The 20,444-nt window shown below is 35.1% G+C and carries 21 protein-coding genes and 1 riboswitch; of the genes, 18 read left to right on the top strand and 3 right to left on the bottom strand.

The features are described 5' to 3' along the window. Positions 1 to 2: 2 nt before the first annotated feature. Positions 3 to 659 (top strand): polysaccharide deacetylase family protein, encoded by a 657-nt coding sequence (locus ABS764_RS05830; RefSeq protein WP_408080863.1) that lies wholly within the window; start codon positions 3 to 5, stop codon positions 657 to 659. Here ABS764_RS05830 and ABS764_RS05825 read toward each other — a convergent pair. Further along, positions 656 to 952, bottom strand: a complete 297-nt coding sequence (locus ABS764_RS05825; RefSeq protein WP_073241610.1) for a thioredoxin family protein — start codon at positions 950 to 952, stop codon at positions 656 to 658. The genes ABS764_RS05830 and ABS764_RS05825 overlap by 4 nt on opposite strands. Before the next feature lie 76 nt (positions 953 to 1,028). Next, positions 1,029 to 2,264 carry a metallophosphoesterase gene (locus ABS764_RS05820; RefSeq protein ID WP_408080862.1) on the bottom strand — a complete coding sequence of 412 codons (1,236 nt, stop codon included), beginning with the start codon at positions 2,262 to 2,264 and terminating at the stop codon, positions 1,029 to 1,031. Positions 2,265 to 2,566: 302 nt separating this feature from the next. Between ABS764_RS05820 and ABS764_RS05815 the strand changes: the two genes are divergently transcribed. From ABS764_RS05815 to ABS764_RS05805, 3 genes are all read left to right on the top strand, one after another. Beyond that, complete coding sequence (locus tag ABS764_RS05815; protein ID WP_408080861.1) at positions 2,567 to 3,013, top strand: hypothetical protein; 447 nt, start codon at positions 2,567 to 2,569, stop codon at positions 3,011 to 3,013. Between the two features lie 497 nt (positions 3,014 to 3,510). Beyond that, positions 3,511 to 6,354, top strand: a complete 2,844-nt coding sequence (gene polA / locus ABS764_RS05810) for a DNA polymerase I (protein ID WP_408080860.1) — start codon at positions 3,511 to 3,513, stop codon at positions 6,352 to 6,354. 164 nt (positions 6,355 to 6,518) lie between these two features. Beyond that, positions 6,519 to 7,535 carry a hypothetical protein gene (locus ABS764_RS05805; protein WP_408080859.1) on the top strand — a complete coding sequence of 339 codons (1,017 nt, stop codon included), beginning with the start codon at positions 6,519 to 6,521 and terminating at the stop codon, positions 7,533 to 7,535. A gap of 66 nt (positions 7,536 to 7,601) precedes the next feature. On the opposite strand, the gene ABS764_RS05800 is transcribed toward ABS764_RS05805, so the two are convergent. Beyond that, positions 7,602 to 8,663: a LacI family DNA-binding transcriptional regulator gene (locus ABS764_RS05800; protein WP_408080858.1), complete on the bottom strand. Its 1,062-nt coding sequence runs from the start codon at positions 8,661 to 8,663 to the stop codon at positions 7,602 to 7,604. 335 nt (positions 8,664 to 8,998) lie between these two features. On the opposite strand from ABS764_RS05800, the gene rplM reads away from it, so the two are divergent. The 14 genes from rplM (at position 8,999) to ABS764_RS05730 (ending at position 20,388) form a co-directional block, all read left to right on the top strand. Further along, complete coding sequence (gene rplM / locus ABS764_RS05795) at positions 8,999 to 9,454, top strand: 50S ribosomal protein L13 (protein ID WP_128193672.1); 456 nt, start codon at positions 8,999 to 9,001, stop codon at positions 9,452 to 9,454. Continuing rightward, complete coding sequence (rpsI, locus tag ABS764_RS05790) at positions 9,454 to 9,840, top strand: 30S ribosomal protein S9 (protein WP_408080857.1); 387 nt, start codon at positions 9,454 to 9,456, stop codon at positions 9,838 to 9,840. Before rplM ends, rpsI begins: the two co-directional genes overlap by 1 nt. Positions 9,841 to 10,012: 172 nt before the next feature. Beyond that, entirely contained in the window at positions 10,013 to 10,786 is a 774-nt protein-coding gene (rpsB, locus tag ABS764_RS05785) for a 30S ribosomal protein S2 (protein ID WP_408080856.1), read from the top strand. 128 nt (positions 10,787 to 10,914) lie between these two features. Next, positions 10,915 to 11,877, top strand: coding sequence for a translation elongation factor Ts (gene tsf, locus ABS764_RS05780; protein ID WP_408080855.1), 963 nt, complete (start codon positions 10,915 to 10,917; stop codon positions 11,875 to 11,877). 113 nt (positions 11,878 to 11,990) lie between these two features. Next, the gene (locus ABS764_RS05775; RefSeq protein WP_408080854.1) at positions 11,991 to 12,638 is read left to right on the top strand and encodes a queuosine precursor transporter; all 648 of its coding nucleotides are present in this window, start codon (positions 11,991 to 11,993) and stop codon (positions 12,636 to 12,638) included. 2 nt (positions 12,639 to 12,640) lie between these two features. Next, positions 12,641 to 13,204, top strand: coding sequence for a DNA-3-methyladenine glycosylase I (locus ABS764_RS05770; protein ID WP_408080853.1), 564 nt, complete (start codon positions 12,641 to 12,643; stop codon positions 13,202 to 13,204). An 86-nt stretch (positions 13,205 to 13,290) separates the two neighbouring features. Further along, a riboswitch (TPP riboswitch) is annotated at positions 13,291 to 13,397 on the top strand. 64 nt (positions 13,398 to 13,461) lie between these two features. Then, positions 13,462 to 13,668, top strand: a complete 207-nt coding sequence (thiS, locus tag ABS764_RS05765) for a sulfur carrier protein ThiS (protein ID WP_408080852.1) — start codon at positions 13,462 to 13,464, stop codon at positions 13,666 to 13,668. A gap of 104 nt (positions 13,669 to 13,772) precedes the next feature. Beyond that, on the top strand, positions 13,773 to 15,596 hold the full coding sequence (gene thiC, locus ABS764_RS05760) for a phosphomethylpyrimidine synthase ThiC (protein ID WP_408080851.1): 1,824 nt from the start codon (positions 13,773 to 13,775) through the stop codon (positions 15,594 to 15,596). Between the two features lie 97 nt (positions 15,597 to 15,693). After that, complete coding sequence (locus ABS764_RS05755) at positions 15,694 to 16,281, top strand: thiamine phosphate synthase (protein WP_408080850.1); 588 nt, start codon at positions 15,694 to 15,696, stop codon at positions 16,279 to 16,281. Then, a complete protein-coding gene (locus ABS764_RS05750; RefSeq protein WP_408080849.1) occupies positions 16,254 to 17,009 on the top strand; it encodes a hydroxymethylpyrimidine/phosphomethylpyrimidine kinase in 756 nt (251 codons plus the stop codon). Before ABS764_RS05755 ends, ABS764_RS05750 begins: the two co-directional genes overlap by 28 nt. Further along, complete coding sequence (locus ABS764_RS05745) at positions 17,002 to 17,634, top strand: thiamine phosphate synthase (RefSeq protein ID WP_408080848.1); 633 nt, start codon at positions 17,002 to 17,004, stop codon at positions 17,632 to 17,634. Before ABS764_RS05750 ends, ABS764_RS05745 begins: the two co-directional genes overlap by 8 nt. After that, complete coding sequence (locus ABS764_RS05740) at positions 17,621 to 18,391, top strand: thiazole synthase (RefSeq protein WP_408080847.1); 771 nt, start codon at positions 17,621 to 17,623, stop codon at positions 18,389 to 18,391. Before ABS764_RS05745 ends, ABS764_RS05740 begins: the two co-directional genes overlap by 14 nt. 77 nt (positions 18,392 to 18,468) lie before the next feature. Continuing rightward, positions 18,469 to 19,626: a 2-iminoacetate synthase ThiH gene (gene thiH / locus ABS764_RS05735; RefSeq protein WP_408080846.1), complete on the top strand. Its 1,158-nt coding sequence runs from the start codon at positions 18,469 to 18,471 to the stop codon at positions 19,624 to 19,626. A gap of 51 nt (positions 19,627 to 19,677) precedes the next feature. After that, on the top strand, positions 19,678 to 20,388 hold the full coding sequence (locus tag ABS764_RS05730; protein ID WP_408080845.1) for a HesA/MoeB/ThiF family protein: 711 nt from the start codon (positions 19,678 to 19,680) through the stop codon (positions 20,386 to 20,388). Positions 20,389 to 20,444: the final 56 nt, after the last annotated feature.

Below are 20,444 nucleotides of genomic sequence, written 5' to 3'. Positions count from 1 at the left end.
AAATGAAAGCTTATTGGGTTAAAACAAATCGTCTTATTAAAAAACTATTTTCTAACTATGTTTGGGACATCCCTAATAAAGAAAATAAAATCTACCTTACTTTTGATGACGGTCCTACACCCGAAATAACAGCATGGGTTTTAAATCAATTAGAACAATATAATGCCAAAGCTACTTTTTTTTGTATTGGAAAAAACATAGAGCAACATCCTGAAATCTTCAAAAAAGTAATCGAAAAAGGACACGCAATAGGAAATCACACATTCAACCATTTGAATGGATGGAAAACAAATACTAACGAATACATAGAAAATAGTGTTCAGTGTTCAGTAATTAGTAATCAGTTTTCCAACAACAAACCACAAACAACCGACAACCAACTTTTCCGCCCACCTTACGGTAAAATAAAAAGAGCCCAGGCTAAAAAGCTCAGACAAAAAGGCTATAAAATAATAATGTGGGATGTTCTTAGTGCTGATTTTGACCAAAACATCACTAAGGAAAAATGCCTGAAAAATGTGGTAAACAACACCCGGTCAGGAAGTATTATCGTATTTCACGACAGCATAAAAGCTTTCGAAAATCTAAAATATGTATTACCCAAAGTACTTGAATACCTGGTAGAAAATCACTTTTCTTTCGAAACAATAAAAAACTAAATTTGCTCCTGAACGATGCTTATTAGCGAATTTGCATCTAATTCTCCGGATTGTCTCCAAACCATCTGACCGTTCTTATACACCATCAAAGTAGGCAATCCTTTAATTCGTAATGCTTCGGCAAGTTCTTGATTTTTATCCACATCAATCTTTATTACTTTTGCTTTATCACCCAAAGCAGCCGCAACATCTCTAATCACATCGTGCATAGAAACCGAAGATTCATTCCAATCTGTGTAAAAATCAATTAACACAGGAACGTGTGCACTTATAAGTTCTCCAAATTTTGACATAAAACCAACGAATTAATTTTTTAAATCTAAGAAAAAAATAATATTTCTTATCTACAAATGTAGCATTTTTAACGAATTATGTTACTTTATCCCCTTTTTTTAGTTCGATAACTGTAATTTCTGGCATAATTCCCACTCTTCCGGGATATGCATGGAAACCAAATCCCCTGTTTACATACACATAACGACCTAAATGTTCATACAAACCTGCCCATTGCGCATAAACGTATTGCGCTAAACTCCATTTAAAATAACCCGGAATTTCAATACCAAACTGCATTCCGTGGGTATGACCCGAAAAAGTCAAATGAAAATTCTTTGTATGTTCTTTTACTTCAAAATCCCAATGACTGGGATCATGACTCATCAGGATTTTAAAATCCTTTTCCCCTAAACCTTCCGAAGCTTTATTTAAATCACCGGCTTTTTTAAAATTATTTCCCCAGTTTTCAACACCTACTAAGGCAATTTTATCATTCCCTTTTTCAATAAGAGTATGTTCGTTTAACATCAGTTTAAAATCAATTTGCCCGTACAAATCTTTTATCTCTTTAAAATTTTGCACTTTATCAGCTTCATTTGACCAGGTAACATATTCCCCATAATCATGATTTCCTAAAACAGAATATTTACCGTATTCGTGTTTTTTTATCCGTTTAAAAGTTTCAATCCACGGATGCATTTCGTTAGCATGTGTATTGACAATATCACCCGTAAACAAAATCATATCCGAATCCTGCTCATTAATCAGATCAATTGCATAATTAATTTTATCCGGATTATCAAAACTCCCCGAATGCACATCTGAAATTTGAGTAATCTTAAAACCATCAAATGCATCAGGCAAATCAGGAAAAAAAATACGCTGTTTAATCACCTTATAATTGTATTTCCCAATTGTCACCCCATACAGTAAAGACAAAAACGGAATCGCGGCAAGACCTAGACCCAACTGACTTATAAACCTGCGTCTGTCAGGCATTATTTCACTCCGCGGCGAATTATACATACAATAATTAACCACACTTGCTCCTACTCTAAAAATATCTTCACCTAATAAAACAATTGCCAAAACGATTTTTGGAACATAAATCACCAGCATTAAGCCCATTAGAAACATTGTTTGATGCGTTTGCCCCACCGAACGGTCAAAGCTAAAAAACCCATAAACGATATAAATTAAAACAGCAAAACTCAGAGCACCATAAGCTACCAGAAACCACTTATCCTTTACAATTGTCTTAAAAGCCTGAAAAGCGTAGAGTTCAATCACAAAAAGAAACACCACAAAAAAGAGCAACCTAAAACCCATTTGAATATATTTTTACACAAAATAACAACATCTTCCCCGTAATTTAGAAAATCTTAAACAAACTTTAACTTGATACCGCATTTTTAGGAGCAGAATAATAAAGTATTTAATTACGTTCTCTCCTGCTCTCCGCTCTATCTTTTTATTTTGTCATCCTGAGCTTAGCCTGTCCAGAGTTCATCGAAGGATCGAAGGACAAAATAAAAAGGATGCCGCTACGATCAGGGCTAAAGAGAACGATTTGATTCCATTAATTAATTTTGTAAGAATATTTTAATATATTTGAAAAAATATCATTCAAAATGAATTTAGCTATTAACAAACCGCATCATTTTTTCTTTTTAATCATCCCTTTAATACTTGCATTTTCATATTACAAACCGAAAAACACCTTTGATATCAATATTGGGGACACCTATTTTGTTATTCTAAATTTACACTTAGGAATTCTCTTGGCTGTATTTTATTTTCTTCTTGGCTTAATTTATTTCTGCTTAGACAAAAAAGGAATACAGTTAAACCAGTGGATAACCTATACACATACTATTCTAACCATTGGAGGTCTAATTTTAATATGGTTGTTACTAAAAAGAATCAACAATAATCCGACTAAAAATTTTGAAGAAATTTTAAAATCTATAAAAATCAACCAATACTTAACTTATATATGTGTAACAACGTTATTCGGTATGATTTTTTCTCAGATAGTTTTTGTTGTTAGCATTATCTTAAAAGTAATTAAAGTTTAATATAGAACATACGAATAAAGAACCTATCCCTCAATTTAACGCTCAATTGCACCGAATGTCATTTTTTTGAAAAACAAAATCCAATACAAATTACAATTATTATATCCTGCAAGGTTTCTAAAACCTTGTAGATATAAGTTTGTTTTTCAATTTAAACACCTACAAGGTCAACAAAAAAACCTTGCAGGATATAAAAGAGACAATCTTTTCAAGTTATACAAACCAACCCAAATCTGGCGCTCGAGTGCATCGAGTGCCTACTTTCTTGTAAAAACAAAACGAAGCGTTTGTAACGCGGCTAACACACAAATTATTTGATTTATCACTTTTACCCAATCTTTACGGAATTACTGAATGAAATCCCTCATTCTTCGGGATGACAAGATTGAGAAAAATTATTTATCCTACAACAAAGCAATCTCAACAAAGCAATTAGAAATAATCATAAAGTAAATTGAATTCTATATTTTTACATTTTAAATTCAATTTACAATTCAATGTCACAAAAACGTCTTTTCCTACTCGATGCCTATGCTTTAATTTTTAGAGGGTATTATGCCTTTATTAAAAATCCAAGAATTAATTCTAAGGGCATGGACACCTCGGCCATTATGGGATTTATGAATTCGTTAATGGATGTCATTAAGCGTGAAAAACCGGATCATCTGGCGGTAGCTTTTGACAAAGGCGGCAGTGATATGCGTAACGAACTTTATCCGGAATACAAAGCCCACCGTGATGCTACTCCCGAAGCTATTAAAATAGCCATTCCTTACATACAGGCCTTACTAAATGCCATGCATATTCCTATTATTGAAGAAGCGGGTTATGAAGCCGATGACTTGATCGGAACGATTGCTAAGCAGGCTGAAAAACAAAACTACAAAGTCTTTATGGTTACTCCTGATAAAGATTTTGCCCAGTTAGTTTCCGAAAATATATTTATGTACAAACCCGCCCGTATGGGGAACGGAATCGAGATTTGGGGAATTCCGGAAGTTTTAGCAAAATTTGAAATAGAAAGACCGGAACAGGTGATTGATTATCTGGGAATGATGGGCGACTCTGCCGATAATATTCCCGGATTACCGGGTGTAGGTGAAAAAACGGCTAAAAAATTCCTGGCTGAATTTGGTTCACTCGAAAATTTATTAGCGAATACACACCAGCTTAAAGGCGCTATTAAAACAAAAATTGAAGCCAATGCCGAGTTAGGATTATTATCAAAAAAACTAGCTACCATCTGCATTGATTGCCCGGTAGCTTTCAACGAAACAGATTATGAACTCTCTACTCCGGACGTAGAAAAAACAGATGCTCTGTTTCATGAACTGGAGTTTAGAAGAATGGCAGAACAATTTGATGCTATTTTTAAAAGTCCGTCGCAGGTGACCCAAAATGAGGCAACCGCAGTTGACGAAACCAAATTATACAAAAAACCGCAACCTAAGAACGAAGAGCAATTTGATCTTTTTTCGAGCACGCTGCCTACTCATGACAGCGAAGTATCGCACCTGCAATTTTACAGCACCTTAGAGAACACCCCCCATTCGTACCAGATTATTCAGGGCGATCTGGGCATTAAATTATTATTGCAAAATTTACTGAAACAAACCTCTGTTTGCTTTGATACCGAAACCACCGGATTAGATGCTTTGCATGCTGAACTAGTAGGTATTTCATTTGCTTACGAAAAAGGAAAAGCATTTTATGTTCCTTTTCCGGAAAATCAGGAAGAAGCACGGGCTTTGGCAGAGAAATTTATTCCTTTTTTTGAAAACGAAACCATCGAAAAAATTGGTCAAAATATCAAATACGATTTAAAAATATTATCGAATTACGGCATTCATGTAGCCGGAAAATTATTCGACACCATGATTGCGCATTATCTGATTAATCCGGATATGCGTCATAATATGGATATTTTATCGGAAACCTATTTAAAATATTCGCCAAAATCCATTGAAGATTTAATTGGTAAAAAAGGAAAAAATCAAAAATCGATGCGCGAAGTAGCATTGGAAGACATCAAAGAATATGCTGCTGAAGATGCCGATGTAACTTTTCAATTAAAAGAATTATTTGCAGGAGAATTAGAAAAAACAGCTACTCAAAAACTATTTGACGAGATTGAAATTCCGCTAATCCCTGTTCTGGCAGCAATGGAAACAGAAGGAATCAACTTAGACGTTCAGTTTTTAAAAAGCATGTCGGTCAAAATGGCTGCCGAAAGCAACGCATTGGAACAAAAAATATACGAAACTGCAGGAGAAAAATTCAATTTGGCTTCGCCAAAACAACTCGGGGATATTTTGTTTGACAAAATGAAAATAGGCGGTGCCAAACAAAAGAAAACCAAAACCGGACAATATGCTACTGGCGAAGAAGTCCTGAGTTATCTGGCTAACGAACACGAAATTGTGCGTGATATTCTGGAATGGCGCCAAATGGTAAAATTACAAAGTACCTATATTGATGCTTTACCAAACCAGGTTGACACCAAAACTGGTCGCGTTCATACCGATTATATGCAAACTGTTGCGGCAACGGGACGTTTGAGTTCGAATAATCCAAACTTACAAAACATTCCTATCCGTACCGAGAGAGGACGATTAATCCGTAAAGCTTTTATTGCGCGTGACGAAGATTACACTCTGGTTTCTGCCGATTATTCCCAAATAGAATTACGCGTGATTGCGGCTTTGAGTGGTGAAGAAAATATGATTAAAGCTTTCCAAAACAATGAAGACATTCACAGATCGACTGCTTCAAAGGTTTTCAATGTACCACTTGAAGAGGTAACCCGTGAACAACGTAGTCACGCTAAAACGGTAAACTTCGGAATCATCTATGGTGTTTCGGCATTTGGGCTTTCGAATCAAACCAATCTGTCCCGCTCTGAAAGTGCTGAACTCATTGATGCTTATTACAAATCGTATCCAAGATTGAAATCCTATATCGGCGAGCAAATCGATTTTGCCAGAGATCATGGTTATGTGCAAACAGTTTCCGGTCGCCGTCGTTATTTAAAAGATATTAATTCACAAAATGCTGTGGTTCGAGGTGGTGCGGAGCGAAATGCAGTGAACGCCCCTATTCAGGGATCAGCAGCTGATATTATCAAAATTGCGATGATTAATATTCATAATAAATTAATCGCCGAAAACTGGAAATCGAAAATGTTATTGCAGGTTCATGACGAACTTGTGTTTGACGTTCACAACTCCGAATTAGAACGAATCCAACCGATGATTCAACACGAAATGGAAAATGCTTTTAAATTAGAAGTTCCATTAGTTGTCGATTTAGGAATGGGGAAAAACTGGCTGGAAGCGCATTAGGATTTTAGATTGCAGATTTTAGATTTTAGAAGGCAGTAAAAATTAGCATATATAATTTTATGAAGAAAATAATCCTGTGTTTTTTCTTATTTCAAACCATATCGATATTTTGTCAAAGTCAGACCTATTATTTAGAAGGTACTTTGGCAAAAAGTAAAATCTTTATGCAAATAAATGTTTTAGATTCTTCTGACGAACCTAATGCGACTTATTTCTATCAAAATTCATTAAAAGACATTCCGTTGGAAGGTTCATTTAAGAATAAGGAATTTGTTTTTATAGTGAAACATAACGACACAATTAGAGAAAAATTTACCCTGAAAAAAGTAGCTAATACTAATTTTGAAGGAACATGGAATAATGCTCAAGGAAAATCATTTCCCGTGAAACTGTCTCCTATTGATTTTACTAATTACAAATCGACTCTGACAGATGTTTATTACACAGACGAAAAATTTGATCTCATAAAATTGAAATTCCTTGAATTCAAAAAAGAAAAAACCACTTTTTATAAGAACAAAACAATCGATTGGTATTCTGAAAAACACTGTAATGTTCCTTTTTTTAGGTTAGGAGATAATTTTTCCGAAAACAGCAAAAACAAAGTCAATGCTGTTTTAGAAAAAATTCACATTAAAAATGTTATATGGCAGTTGGACTGCTCAACTGATAACAACTACAACACAGGAGGCGGTATATCATTTGAAGCCGATTTTACATTTTTAAATAACGATTTACTTGGATTTAAAGTTTTTTCGGATTATTACTGTGGTGGAGCTTATCCCGACACTAGTACTAGAGGATATTTAATCGACTTAAACACCGGACAAAACTACGAACTAGATCATATAATCGCATTTGACAAAAGTGTTACCACCGAAAAGGAAAGTAGTTTTAACAATTGGGTTAAATACAGACAGACCTATTTTGCCCCAAAACTATATGCAATTATAAACGCTGAACAACATTTTCAAAAACCTAAGGACAACGAAGAAGAACCTTGTGATTTGACAGATTTAGACAAATGGTGGAACGCTGAAGGATGGATTTACACCGAAAAAGGGATCGAATTCACTCCCTCTTTTCCACATGCAATGAGAGCTTGTCAAGAAACTTTTTTAGTTTCTTTTGAAAAATTAAAAAAGTATAAAAATCCTAAATTCAAATACAACCTGAATTAAAGCCCTTTATTGTTATTAATTTTAGATTTCAGCAACAAACAACACTTTAAACAAAAAATCCATTTCTTATTTCTTAGTCCCGAAAGTTTTCGGGATGGATTTTTTTGTTCTGGAAGATTCTCTTTCTTTTAGATTCGTTTTTATTACAACAGTTTGATAAGGTGCTTCATTTTCTTCATCACCTTCCAAACGTTCAATGAGTAATTTGGCAGCTACTTCTCCAATCTCTACTCCATGTTGGCTTACTGTACTTAAACTTGGTGTCAAGCGTCGGGAAGCCAAAATTCCATCAGCAAAACCAATAATGGATAACTCTTCCGGAATTTTATAACCTTTTTTAATCGCTACTTTCAAAGCTGCAACCGAATCACGTTCGTCTAAAGCAAAAACACCATCTATAGCATTATTTTCAAAAACAGCTTCAATTTTTTTCTTCATATCATCTTCAGAATTAGTGCGAAGAATAATATTTTCGTTTACTGCAATTCCATTATCAGCCAAGGCTTTCAAATAACCTTCGGTTCTTAATTTCCCAACACTTAAATCATCTACCGAGGAAATCAATGCAATATTTTTACAACCGGTATCAATTAAACGTTGGGTAACATTTAATGCCGAATCATAATCATCTACCACTACTTTATCACACTCTACTTCATCAGCAATGCGATCAAACATCACAATTGGTGTACCTTCATTAATAATATCGATAAAATGAGAGTAATCCTGAAGTTTTTGAGCCTCCTGTGAAACGGACAATATAAAGCCATCGGTAGTTCCATTACTCAACATCTCTAAAGTATTGATTTCTTTGACTAAGGATTCATTCGAAATACAAGTAATTACGTTATATCCTTTTGCATCGGCTACCTTTTCGATTCCACTAAAAACTTTGGCAAAAAAAGAATTCAAAATATTAGGGATAATTACCCCTATCGTTTTTGTTTTTCTGTTTTTTAAATTCAAACCAATAATATTAGGTTTGTAATTTTTGAGTTTAGCATACTCCTTAATCTTTACCTTAGTCTGATTACTAATCTCCGGACTATCATTCAGCGCTTTAGAAACTGTAGAAACAGAAACATTCAGTTCTTTTGCAATTTGCTTCAGTGTTGCTTTAACTTTCATAATGAATTATTGTCTTATAATGGATTGCTGAATCTATATTCTAAAAAATATATCATCTTTACATTAAAAAAATCCTATTGTGTCTTTTTCTTTCGATTGCAAGATTGCAAGATAATCAAATTCTTTTTCAAATCAAATGTAAGATAATTTTAGAACCAAAACAGCAACCGAAATTATAAAAAACGACCGGCATAACGCACAATAAATATTCATTTGATTATCAGCACAAAACCTAAAAAAAATTATTCATTTAAGGTATTTGGTTTTAAAATAATTAATTGTACTTTTGCAACCCCTTTATTGGGGATGGAATGTTTAATTAAAAAATTTTTATTGTGAACGCATTAAGCTACAAGACAATTTCAACTACAAAGGCAAACTCTACTAAAGAGTGGATCGTTGTAGATGCAGAGGGTCATAACTTAGGACGTCTTGCTTCTAAAGTCGCTATGATTTTAAGAGGAAAGTACAAGCCAAGCTATACCCCACACGTGGACTGTGGAGATAACGTAATTGTTATCAACGCAGAGAAAATCAACCTTACAGGTAACAAAATGGACGAGAAAATTTACATGCGTCACACAGGTTATCCAGGAGGACAAAGAACTTTAACTGCTAAAGTATTGCAAGCAAAAAACCCTGCAGCTTTGGTAGAAAAAGCAGTAAAAGGAATGTTACCTAAAAATAAATTAGGAGCTGAACTTTTCAGAAATTTAAATGTTGTTGTAGGAGCTGAGCACAAACAAGGAGCTCAAAAACCTAGAACTGTTAACCTAAACGATCTTAAGTAATGGGAGTTATTCACAAAATCGGTAGAAGAAAAACCGCTGTTGCACGTGTTTATGTTTCAGAAGGAACAGGAGTAATCACTGTAAACAAAAAAGAATTTGCAACTTATTTCCCTACAGCTACTTTACAGTACAAAGTAATGCAACCAATGTCTATGACAGAAAATGCAGCTAACTTTGACGTAAAAGTAAATGTTTACGGAGGTGGTGTAACTGGTCAGGCAGAAGCTGTAAGAATGGCAATCGCTCGCGCAATGTGTGAAGTAAATGCTGAAAACAGAGGTGTTTTAAAACCAGAAGGTTTATTAACAAGAGACCCAAGAATGGTTGAACGTAAGAAATTCGGTCAGAAGAAAGCTCGTAAGAGATTCCAGTTCTCTAAACGTTAATATTGCCTGTCTTGTTCACAGGAGCAAGACTTTATTGAATTTATTATTGAATTTAAACAATGTTGTTGTTGTCTCACTGAGGTGAGAAATTAGTTTAGCATCTAAATGCATTTAGCCGGGAAACCGCCATTCATGCATTGCTTACTCAACAGAACGTAAACTAGTACAAAAAATGTCAAACAAAGTAGAAGTAAAAGAATTACTAGAAGCAGGTGTTCACTTTGGACACATGACTAGAAAATGGGATCCAAACATGGCTCCTTACATTTATATGGAGCGTAATGGTATTCACATTATCAACCTATATAAAACTGCAGCTAAAATTGAAGAAGCTAACGAAGCTTTGAAAAAAATTGCTACATCAGGTAGAAAAATATTATTTGTTGCTACCAAAAAACAAGCAAAAGACATCGTTGCTGAAAAAGCAGCTGCTGCAAACATGCCTTACATCACTGAAAGATGGCCTGGTGGAATGTTAACAAACTTTGTTACTATCCGTAAAGCAGTTAAAAAAATGTCTTCTATTGATAAAATGAAGAAAGATGGTACTTTTAACACGCTATCTAAAAAAGAGCGTTTACAAGTAGATCGTCTTCGTGCTAAATTAGAAAAAAACTTAGGTTCAATCGCTGATATGTCAAGACTTCCAGCTGCATTGTTCGTAGTAGATATCAAAGCTGAGCACATCGCAATAAAAGAAGCACAAAAATTAAACATTCCAGTTTTCGCAATGGTTGATACTAACTCTGATCCACGTGAAGTAGATTACGTTATCCCGGCCAACGACGATGCTTCTAAATCAATCGATAAAATTTTATCTTTAGTAACTGCTGCGGTTATCGAAGGACTTTCTGATAGAGGTTCTGAAAAAGAAACTGCTGAAGCTGCTGCAACTGAAGAAGCTCCTGTAGCAACTGAAACTGCTGCTCCGGCAACTGAAGAATAAATAATTTTTTAAATTCCAAGTTTTAAATTCCAAATTCCAAAATCAGATTTTTAACGATCTGATAACGTTGGGATTTGGGATTTGAAAATTGGAATTTTTACTTTTAACATTAAAACACAAGATATATTATGGCAACAATTACTGCTGCAGACGTAAACAAATTAAGACAAGCTACAGGTGCCGGAATGATGGACTGTAAAAAAGCTTTAGTTGAAGCTGAAGGAGATTTCGATAAAGCTATTGAAAACCTTAGAAAAAAAGGACAAAAAGTAGCCGCTAACCGTTCTGACCGTGAGTCTTCTGAAGGAGCTGCTGTTTCTTTTATTAATGCTGACAAAACTAAAGGAGCTATCATTACATTAAACTGTGAAACAGATTTCGTAGGTAAAAACGAAACATTCGTAGCTTTAGCTAAAGAATTAGTTGAAAAAGCAATCAATTTCTCTTCTAAAGAAGATTTCTTAGCTTCTGATTTCAACGGAATTACAGTTGCTGAAAAATTAATTGAGCAAACCGGAGTTATCGGTGAAAAAATCGAAATCGGTGGTTTTGAAATTTTAGAAGGTGCTTACGTTGGATCTTATGTTCACGTTAACAAAATTGCTGCATTAACAGCTATTTCTGCTCCAATTGCTAACGCAGAGACATTAACTAAAGATATCTCTATGCAAGTTGCTTCTATGGGAGCTGACACATTATCTTACAAAGATTTTGATCCTGCTTTCATCGCTGCTGAACTAGATGCTCGTATTGCAGTAATTGAAAAAGAAAATGAAGAAGCAAAACGTTTAGGTAAAACTTTGAAAAATGTTCCTAAATATATTTCTTTCGCTCAATTAACTGACGAAGTTATCAAACAAGCTGAAGAAGATGCTAAAGCTGAATTAAAAGCAGAAGGTAAACCAGAGCAAATTTGGGATAAAATTATTCCTGGAAAAGTACAACGTTTCATCTCTGACAACACTACTTTAGATCAGGAAAAAGCTTTATTGGATCAAAACTTTATCAAAGATGACAGTAAAAAAGTAGCTGACTATGTTAAAGGATTCAATGTTGAAATTACAGGTTTCAAAAGAGTTACTTTAGGATAATCAAAAAACACCTAAAATTTCCCCATACAAATCCATCTCGTTTTACATGAGATGGATTTCTTTTTTTATGTCTTTTCAAAATAATAGTCTAAATTTGAATACAAATTGTTACTATGTCACAATCCAGAAAAGACACTGTATTTGTCATTCTTGCCGGAATTTTTATAACGAATGCTATTGTAGCCGAATTAATAGGAGGAAAACTTATTTATATTGGCCCTTATCTAATGAGCATTGGAATCCTACCGTGGCCGGTGGTTTTTTTAACTACTGATTTAATTAATGAATATTTTGGTCAAAAAGAAGTAAAAAAACTCTCCGTTATCACAGCCTGCCTGATTTCTTATTGCTTTATTTTACTCTATTTTGCTTTAAAAATCCCTGCTGTAAAAGGAGAAGGACTGGTCAGTGATGCGCAATTTAATGGTGTTTTTGGACAAAGTATGTGGATTATTGTAGGGAGTATTACTGCCTTTCTTGTTTCACAACTAATCGATGTCACTATTTTCCATTTTTTTAAAAACAAAACAGGAAACAAAATGATTTGGCTGAGAAGTACAGGATCTACCGTTGTTTCTCAGTTATTTGATAGTTTTATTGTCCTTGGAATTGCTTTTTGGATGACCGGAAAAATCACCACCGAACAATATATTTCCTCAGCATTTACAGGTTATTTTGTAAAATTAATCATTGCGGTTTTACTAACCCCTTTAATATATTTAGGTCATTCAATTATTGAAAAATACATTCACAAACCGTAATCATGGAAGAAAAAAACAGATGCAGCTGGTGTTTATCCAGCGATTTATACAAAGAATACCACGATCAGGAATGGGGAAAACCTGTTTATGATGATGCAACTTTATTCGAATTTTTACTACTGGAAACCTTTCAGGCTGGATTAAGCTGGATTACTATTCTCAATAAAAGAGAAAACTTCCGTAAAGCATTTGATAATTTCGATTATAAAAAAATAGCCCTTTATTCTGATGATAAAATTCAGGAATTGCTATTAAACCCCGGTATTATCCGTAACAAATTAAAGGTCTATTCGGCAGTAACTAACGCACAAAATTTCATAAAAATCCAAGAAGAATATGGTAGTTTTTCTAAATACATCTGGGGTTTTACAGACGGTAAACCTATTGACAATAAACCCAAAACACTGAAAGACGTTACCGCCACTACTCCACTCTCGGATACGATTAGCAAAGATTTAAAAAAAAGGGGATTTAAATTTGTTGGTTCTACTGTTGTTTATGCTCATATGCAGGCAACAGGAATGGTCAATGACCATATCGAAAGCTGTTGGACAAGAAACCAATAAGCTGTTTCGGTTTACAAATATTCTGCACAAAATTGTTAAACTTCTGATTCCGGAGTATCTATTTCTATCTTTTTGATTACATTTGTCTTACACTTTAGGGGTGTCTGCTCCGATAATTCGGAAAAAGGCTGAGATTTTACCCTCTGAACCTGATCTGGTTAACACCAGCGTAGGGAAAAGTAAGATGACTTCCATAGTCCCATTTTTGGGCAATTGTAGCCATTCCTAAAGTATTTTTTATCTAAAAAATGAAAGGAATGGAACTAAAAATCAACAACCAAATCAAACAATTTCAGGCAAATGCACTAAGCATCCAAGCACTGCTCGATATTGAAATTCCACAAAAACAAAATGGCATTGCGGTAGCTGTCAACAACAATGTAATCCCTAAATCCAATTGGGATTCTCAATTCCTCAATGAAACTGACGACATTCTAATAATTTCTGCCACTCAGGGCGGCTAATATTTTAATTTAAAGATTGAAAAATTTAAGGATTAAAATATTTATCAAATCCACTTCTTCAATCTTTCAATTTTTTAATCATTAAATCTTTCAATTAAAAAAATATGACAAACGAAGAACAAATATCCAGACAACCTTTTCCTAATTCGACCAAAGTATATATCGATGGTGAAATCCACCCAATAAAAGTGGCGATGCGCGAAATCAAATTATCTGACACTAAATTATCCAAAGGCGGTGTTGAACATAATCCACCGGTAACCATTTACGATACATCAGGACCTTACACGGATCCGAATATTGAAATAGATGTTAGAAAAGGATTACCTCGCATTCGCGAACAATGGATTTTAGACCGTGGTGATGTAGAAGAATTAACCGAAATCACTTCTAATTACGGAAAGGAACGATTGCATGATGTGAAACTGAATCATTTGCGTTTTGAATACCTGCACAAACCGATGCGTGCTAAAAAAGGAGCCAATGTTTCTCAATTGCATTATGCCAAAAAAGGAATTATTACTCCTGAAATGGAATACATAGCCATTCGTGAAAACCAACGTATTGAGCAAATAGAAAATCAAACTAAAGCCATGCAATGCCAACATCCAGGTCATAGTTTTGGCGCTAACACACCAAAAAACAAAATCACTGCCGAATTTGTACGCTCTGAAATTGCCGCTGGTCGTGCCATTATTCCTAACAACATCAATCACCCTGAAAGTGAACCGATGATTGTGGGACGTAATTTCCTGGTAAAAATTAATGCTAATATTGGAAACAGTGCTGTAACTTCATCTATCGAAGAAGAAGTTGAAAAAGCGGTTTGGGCCTGCCGTTGGGGAGCGGATACGATTATGGATTTATCAACCGGAAAAAACATCCACGAAACCAGAGAATGGATTATCCGAAATTCACCCGTGCCAATTGGAACGGTGCCAATTTATCAGGCTCTTGAAAAAGTAAACGGAATTGCTGAAGATTTAACTTGGGAAGTATTCCGTGATACACTGATCGAACAGGCAGAACAAGGCGTTTCTTATTTCACCATTCACGCCGGAGTTCTTTTAAGATACATTCATTTAACTGCCAATCGTGTTACGGGAATCGTTTCTCGTGGAGGCTCTATTATGGCTAAATGGTGTTTGTTTCACCACAAAGAAAATTTCCTGTACACGCATTTTGAAGAAATCTGCGAAATCATGAAACAATACGATGTGGCTTTTTCTCTTGGAGATGGTTTACGTCCGGGTTCTATTGCCGATGCAAATGATGCCGCTCAGTTTGCCGAATTAGAGACTTTGGGCGAATTGACTAAAATTGCCTGGAAACATGATGTTCAGGTATTTATCGAAGGACCAGGACACGTACCAATGCACATGATTAAAGAAAATATGGACAAGCAATTGGAACATTGTTCTGAAGCTCCTTTTTACACTCTTGGACCATTAACTACTGATATTGCTCCGGGTTACGACCACATTACCTCAGCTATTGGAGCAGCGATGATTGGCTGGTATGGCTGTGCAATGTTGTGCTATGTAACTCCAAAAGAACACCTTGGTTTACCCAACAAAAAAGATGTAAAAGATGGTGTGATTACTTATAAAATTGCTGCTCATGCTGCCGATTTAGCCAAAGGTCATCCGGGAGCGCAATACCGTGATAACGCCTTAAGTAAAGCCCGTTTTGAATTCCGTTGGGAAGATCAATTCAACCTTTCATTAGACCCAGATACAGCACGTGAATTCCATGACGAAACCTTACCTGCTGATGGAGCTAAAGTAGCGCATTTTTGCTCGATGTGTGGACCAAAATTCTGTTCCATGAAAATATCACAGGAAATCCGTGATGTGGAAGAAGCTAAAAAAGGAATGCAGGAGAAATCAGAGGAATTTATTGAACAAGGAAAAGAGATTTACGTATAAAAAGAAAAAAGAACATAGAGAAGAGAATATAGATTTGATTTATTTTCGATTACTGTCTATTCTCTCTTTTCTATGTTCTATATTCTAAATTCTTAAAATGATAATTATATCCAATCCAATTGCGATAGCAAACGAAATCAATACCATCCATGCTCTTTTTGAAGAAGGAATGGATCTATTTCATATTCGAAAACCAAATTTTTCCGAAAGAGAAATCACAGATTTTGTAACTTCAATTGGATTGAAATATAGTCAAAAACTGGTTTTGCATAGCCATCATCATTTAGCCGAAGATTTAGGAATAAACAGAATTCATTTCACTGAAAAAGCCAGAACCAACTCTATCAGAGTTTCGAACCCTGATGGGATTATTTCAACATCAACTCATTCGACAGCTGAATTTAATACGCTTTCAAACGACGACTACGAATATGCATTTTTGAGTCCTGTTTTCCCTTCAATTTCCAAGGAAAACTATATTTCGAAAACAGATTTGTTCGAAGAAGTAAAAAAAAGAACCAATTTCAACACGAAACTGGTTGCTCTAGGGGGAATTTCGGCAGCAAATGTAAAACAAACTTTAGAACATGGTTTTGATGACGTAGCACTCTTAGGAACTATTTGGAATTCAGAAAAACCCGTTAAAAATTTCTTATTATGTCAACAAATCGCCCATTCGTTCTAAGTATTGCAGGTTTTGATCCTTCGGCTGGTGCAGGCGTCCTCGCTGATATAAAAACATTTGAGCAGCATAAAGTATATGGCCTTGCCATCAATACAGCCAATACCATTCAGACCGAAGATAAATTTGTTGCCATTAAATGGACAACTATTGAGTTTGTATTGCAATCTATCAAAACTTTATTTGATTCTTATGAAATCAAAGCGGTAAAAATAGGTATCATTCCCAGTTTACAATACTTAAAATCGATTATCTTTTTGATAAAAAAGCTTTCGCCAAAGACAAAAATTATTTGGGACACTGTTTTAAAATCAACCACTGAATTTAACTTTTTAAACATCCAAAACCAAAATAATCTGATTGCTGTTTTAGAAAAAACTGACCTGATTACACCTAATTACAATGAGATTTTAAAATTGTCTTCTGAGGAAAAGGACGCTGATTTTATTGCAGCTGAACTGTCAGTCTACTGTGCCGTTTTACTCAAAGGCGGTCATCGTCAGGAAGAAATTGGTGTTGATTATTTATATCTGAAAAATGAGTTCATAAAGCTTTCAACGGATGAAAATTCACTTCCTAAAAAGCACGGTTCAGGTTGCATTTTGTCATCTGCTGTTACAGCTAATCTGGCATTAGGACAAGATTTAACAACTTCTTGCCGTTATGCTAAAAGGTATGTCGAAAATTACCTCAAATCAACCTACAATTTAATTGGATATCATTATGAATAAGAAATTACAGTACATTTCGCAAGGACAAACAAGTGAAGAGCAGTTAGACAATATTAGAAAAGCACTCGAAGGTGGCTGTAACTGGATACAACTGCGGTTTAAAAATGCACCTGAATTGCAATTGTACACTTTAGCTGAATATACAAAAAAGCTGTGTGATGTGAACAATGCTACTTTTATAATTAACGACAATGTTCATTTAGCAAAAGAAATTCATGCCGATGGAGTTCATTTAGGGCTGTCTGATATGAAAGTGGAAGAAGCAAGAACCATTTTAGGCTACGAAAAAATTATTGGAGGAACAGCTAATACCATAGAAGATGTTTTGCAAAGAATTGAAGAAAAATGTGATTACATTGGACTTGGTCCTTTTCAATATACCGTAACAAAAGAAAATTTAAGTCCTATTTTAGGACTGGAGGGTTATACTTCCATCCTGAACAAATTAAACACTGAAAATATCAAAATTCCTATTTATGCTATTGGAGGTATTACTTTAGAAAATACCGAAAATATCCTGAAAACAGGAATACACGGAATAGCTGTTTCGGGATTAATTACAGAAAGTAAAAATCCTGTACAATTAATTAATGATTTAAACAAGAAATTATATGCAACCATTTAATATTGGAGACAAAACTTTTGAATCCCGCTTATTCTTAGGAACAGGAAAATTTGGTTCGAATGCCCAAATGGAAGAGGCCATTTTAGCATCCGGAAGCGAACTGGTGACCGTTGCCTTAAAACGTGTTGATTTAGAAACCGAAACCGATGCAATTTTATCCCATTTAAAACATCCCCGAATCAATTTATTACCCAATACATCAGGCGCCAGAAATGCAAAAGAAGCTGTTTTTGCGGCTCAGTTAGCCAGGGAAGCTTTGGAAACAAACTGGCTCAAACTGGAAATTCATCCCGACCCAAGGTATCTTTTACCGGATCCTATTGAAACTTTAAAAGCCACTGAGGAATTAGCAAAACTGGGGTTTATCGTTTTGCCTTACATTCATGCTGATCCGGTTTTGTGCAAGCGATTAGAAGATGCAGGAACATCAGCTGTAATGCCGCTTGGTTCTCCTATTGGCAGTAATAAAGGATTAAAAACCATTGATTTTCTGGAAATCATTATCGAACAATCTAAGGTTCCTGTGATTATTGATGCTGGAATTGGAGCTCCTTCGGATGCGGCAAAAGCAATGGAACTGGGTGCTGATGCCGTTTTAGTCAACACCGCCATTGCAGTAGCCGGAAACCCAAAATTGATGGCGGAAGCATTCAAAGAAGCTGTTATTGCAGGAAGGAAAGCTTTTGAAGCTAAACTGGGACAACAATATTCTCAGGCAGTTGCTTCCAGTCCTTTGACCGCTTTTTTATATGAGTAATTTTCTTAACGGCTAAGTTCACTAAGCTTTGTGTTACTTGTGAAATATCTTAGTGCTCTTTGTGTTTAAAAAATAAAATGACAAACTTCAAATCTACTTTCGAGCAATACAATTGGAACGAAATTCAATCCCAAATTTATGCTACTACAGCTAAGCAGGTAGAACAAGCATTAGCTAAATCCAAAAGAAATCTTGATGATTTTTTGGCGATGATTTCTCCAGCAGCGCAACCTTATTTAGAACAAATGGCGCAAATAAGTCATGAATTGACCAAGAAACGTTTTGGAAAAACCATCCAAATGTATGCTCCGTTATACCTTAGTAACGAATGCCAAAACATCTGTACCTATTGCGGTTTTAGTCTGGATAACAAAATCAAACGTAAAACCCTGACCGATTCTGAAATAAAATTAGAAGTAGAAGCATTGAAAAAAGCAGGATTTGACCATGTTTTATTGGTAACCGGAGAAGCTAATTACACCGTAAATATTAATTACTTCCTGAATGCAATCGAGCAAATCAGAACTGATTTTTCCATTATTTCCGTTGAAGTGCAACCCCTTTCTCAGGAAGAATACGAACAATTGCATCAAGCCGGTGTGTATTCCGTTCTAGTGTATCAGGAAACCTATCATCAGGAAGTGTATAAAAAATACCATACTAAAGGCAAGAAATCGAATTTTGATTTTAGATTAGATACGCCGGACCGAATTGGGAAAGCCGGCATTCACAAAATAGGCTTAGGTGTTTTATTGGGGTTAGAGGATTGGCGAACAGATAGTTTTTTCAATGCTTTGCATTTGGATTATTTGCAAAAAACCTATTGGCAAACTAAATATTCTGTTTCCTTCCCTCGATTGCGTCCTGCAGAAGGCATTATCGAACCCAATTTCATCATGGATGACAAAGATTTGACGCAACTTATTTGTGCCTACCGTTTGTGGAATGAAGATTTAGAAATTTCAATTTCGACCCGTGAGAACGAAAAATTCAGAAACAATATTATCCCACTTGGAACAACCAGTATGAGCGCTGGTTCTAAAACCAATCCAGGTGGTTATGTGGTAGACCCACAATCATTGGAACAATTCGAAATTAGCGACGAACGTTCGGTTGCTGAAATAGCAACAATTATCAGTCAAAGAGGATACGAACCCGTTTGGAAAGATTGGGACAGAACTTTTAGTCAAACGTCGAAAGTCGAAAGTCTTAAAGAAAATTCGGTTTTACATTAAACATTATTTTGACTTTATAACTTTCGACTTCATTACTTTAAGACTTAAAAAATGAGCATTATACAGGATTTTTTACGATACAACAGACAAGTCATTTTACCTGAAATTGGTGAAGAAGGGCAGAAAAAATTAAAAAACGCCAAAGTATTGGTGATTGGCGCAGGCGGTTTAGGCTGTCCTATTTTACAATATTTAGCTCCCGCCGGAGTGGGAACTATTGGCATTGTGGATTTTGACAAAATCGAAATTCATAATTTACATCGCCAAATTCTTTATACCGAAAATCAAGTGGGTTTATCGAAAGCTTTGACCGCGAAAGAAACCGTTGAAAAACTAAATCCATTAATAAAAGTTTTAGCATTTGAAGAAAAACTGACTGTAGAAAATGCTGCCAGAATTATTGCTGATTTTGATATTGTAGTGGATGGATCGGATAATTTTAGTACGCGCTATTTAGTCAACGATACTTGTGTAAGGTTGGAAAAACCTTTGGTTTATGGCAGCATTCTGGGATTCGAAGGGCAACTTGCGGTTTTTAATCATCAGGGAAGTAAAAATTTACGTGATTTATTTCCAGAACCACCTAATCCCAAAGACGTACCCAATTGTAGCTTTAACGGCGTTTTAGGGACTTTACCGGGCATGATTGGAACGATGATGGCACACGAAACTTTAAAACTAATTATCGGTTTACCGAGTTTGAAAAACCAATTGGTTCTTTACAAAACCTTAGATTGGAGTTTTACAAAACTGAATTTTTAATTTAAATTTAAAAATCAAAAGCTATTTATGATTCCGTTGTATCTTTATACTTCCTA

The organism is Flavobacterium plantiphilum, from assembly GCF_046000495.1.
Lineage (GTDB): Bacteria > Bacteroidota > Bacteroidia > Flavobacteriales > Flavobacteriaceae > Flavobacterium > Flavobacterium plantiphilum.
This window is presented reverse-complemented; position numbering and strand designations above follow the sequence as displayed.

Coding starts and splice junctions, on each gene's coding strand:
- ABS764_RS05830 (WP_408080863.1), top strand. CDS start 3: ATGAAAGCTTATTGGGTTAAAACAAATCGTCTTATTAAAAAACTATTT.
- ABS764_RS05825 (WP_073241610.1), bottom strand. CDS start 952: ATGTCAAAATTTGGAGAACTTATAAGTGCACACGTTCCTGTGTTAATT.
- ABS764_RS05820 (WP_408080862.1), bottom strand. CDS start 2,264: ATGGGTTTTAGGTTGCTCTTTTTTGTGGTGTTTCTTTTTGTGATTGAA.
- ABS764_RS05815 (WP_408080861.1), top strand. CDS start 2,567: ATGAATTTAGCTATTAACAAACCGCATCATTTTTTCTTTTTAATCATC.
- polA (WP_408080860.1), top strand. CDS start 3,511: ATGTCACAAAAACGTCTTTTCCTACTCGATGCCTATGCTTTAATTTTT.
- ABS764_RS05805 (WP_408080859.1), top strand. CDS start 6,519: ATGCAAATAAATGTTTTAGATTCTTCTGACGAACCTAATGCGACTTAT.
- ABS764_RS05800 (WP_408080858.1), bottom strand. CDS start 8,663: ATGAAAGTTAAAGCAACACTGAAGCAAATTGCAAAAGAACTGAATGTT.
- rpsI (WP_408080857.1), top strand. CDS start 9,454: ATGGGAGTTATTCACAAAATCGGTAGAAGAAAAACCGCTGTTGCACGT.
- rpsB (WP_408080856.1), top strand. CDS start 10,013: ATGTCAAACAAAGTAGAAGTAAAAGAATTACTAGAAGCAGGTGTTCAC.
- tsf (WP_408080855.1), top strand. CDS start 10,915: ATGGCAACAATTACTGCTGCAGACGTAAACAAATTAAGACAAGCTACA.
- ABS764_RS05775 (WP_408080854.1), top strand. CDS start 11,991: ATGTCACAATCCAGAAAAGACACTGTATTTGTCATTCTTGCCGGAATT.
- ABS764_RS05770 (WP_408080853.1), top strand. CDS start 12,641: ATGGAAGAAAAAAACAGATGCAGCTGGTGTTTATCCAGCGATTTATAC.
- thiS (WP_408080852.1), top strand. CDS start 13,462: ATGGAACTAAAAATCAACAACCAAATCAAACAATTTCAGGCAAATGCA.
- thiC (WP_408080851.1), top strand. CDS start 13,773: ATGACAAACGAAGAACAAATATCCAGACAACCTTTTCCTAATTCGACC.
- ABS764_RS05755 (WP_408080850.1), top strand. CDS start 15,694: ATGATAATTATATCCAATCCAATTGCGATAGCAAACGAAATCAATACC.
- ABS764_RS05750 (WP_408080849.1), top strand. CDS start 16,254: ATGTCAACAAATCGCCCATTCGTTCTAAGTATTGCAGGTTTTGATCCT.
- ABS764_RS05745 (WP_408080848.1), top strand. CDS start 17,002: ATGAATAAGAAATTACAGTACATTTCGCAAGGACAAACAAGTGAAGAG.
- ABS764_RS05740 (WP_408080847.1), top strand. CDS start 17,621: ATGCAACCATTTAATATTGGAGACAAAACTTTTGAATCCCGCTTATTC.
- thiH (WP_408080846.1), top strand. CDS start 18,469: ATGACAAACTTCAAATCTACTTTCGAGCAATACAATTGGAACGAAATT.
- ABS764_RS05730 (WP_408080845.1), top strand. CDS start 19,678: ATGAGCATTATACAGGATTTTTTACGATACAACAGACAAGTCATTTTA.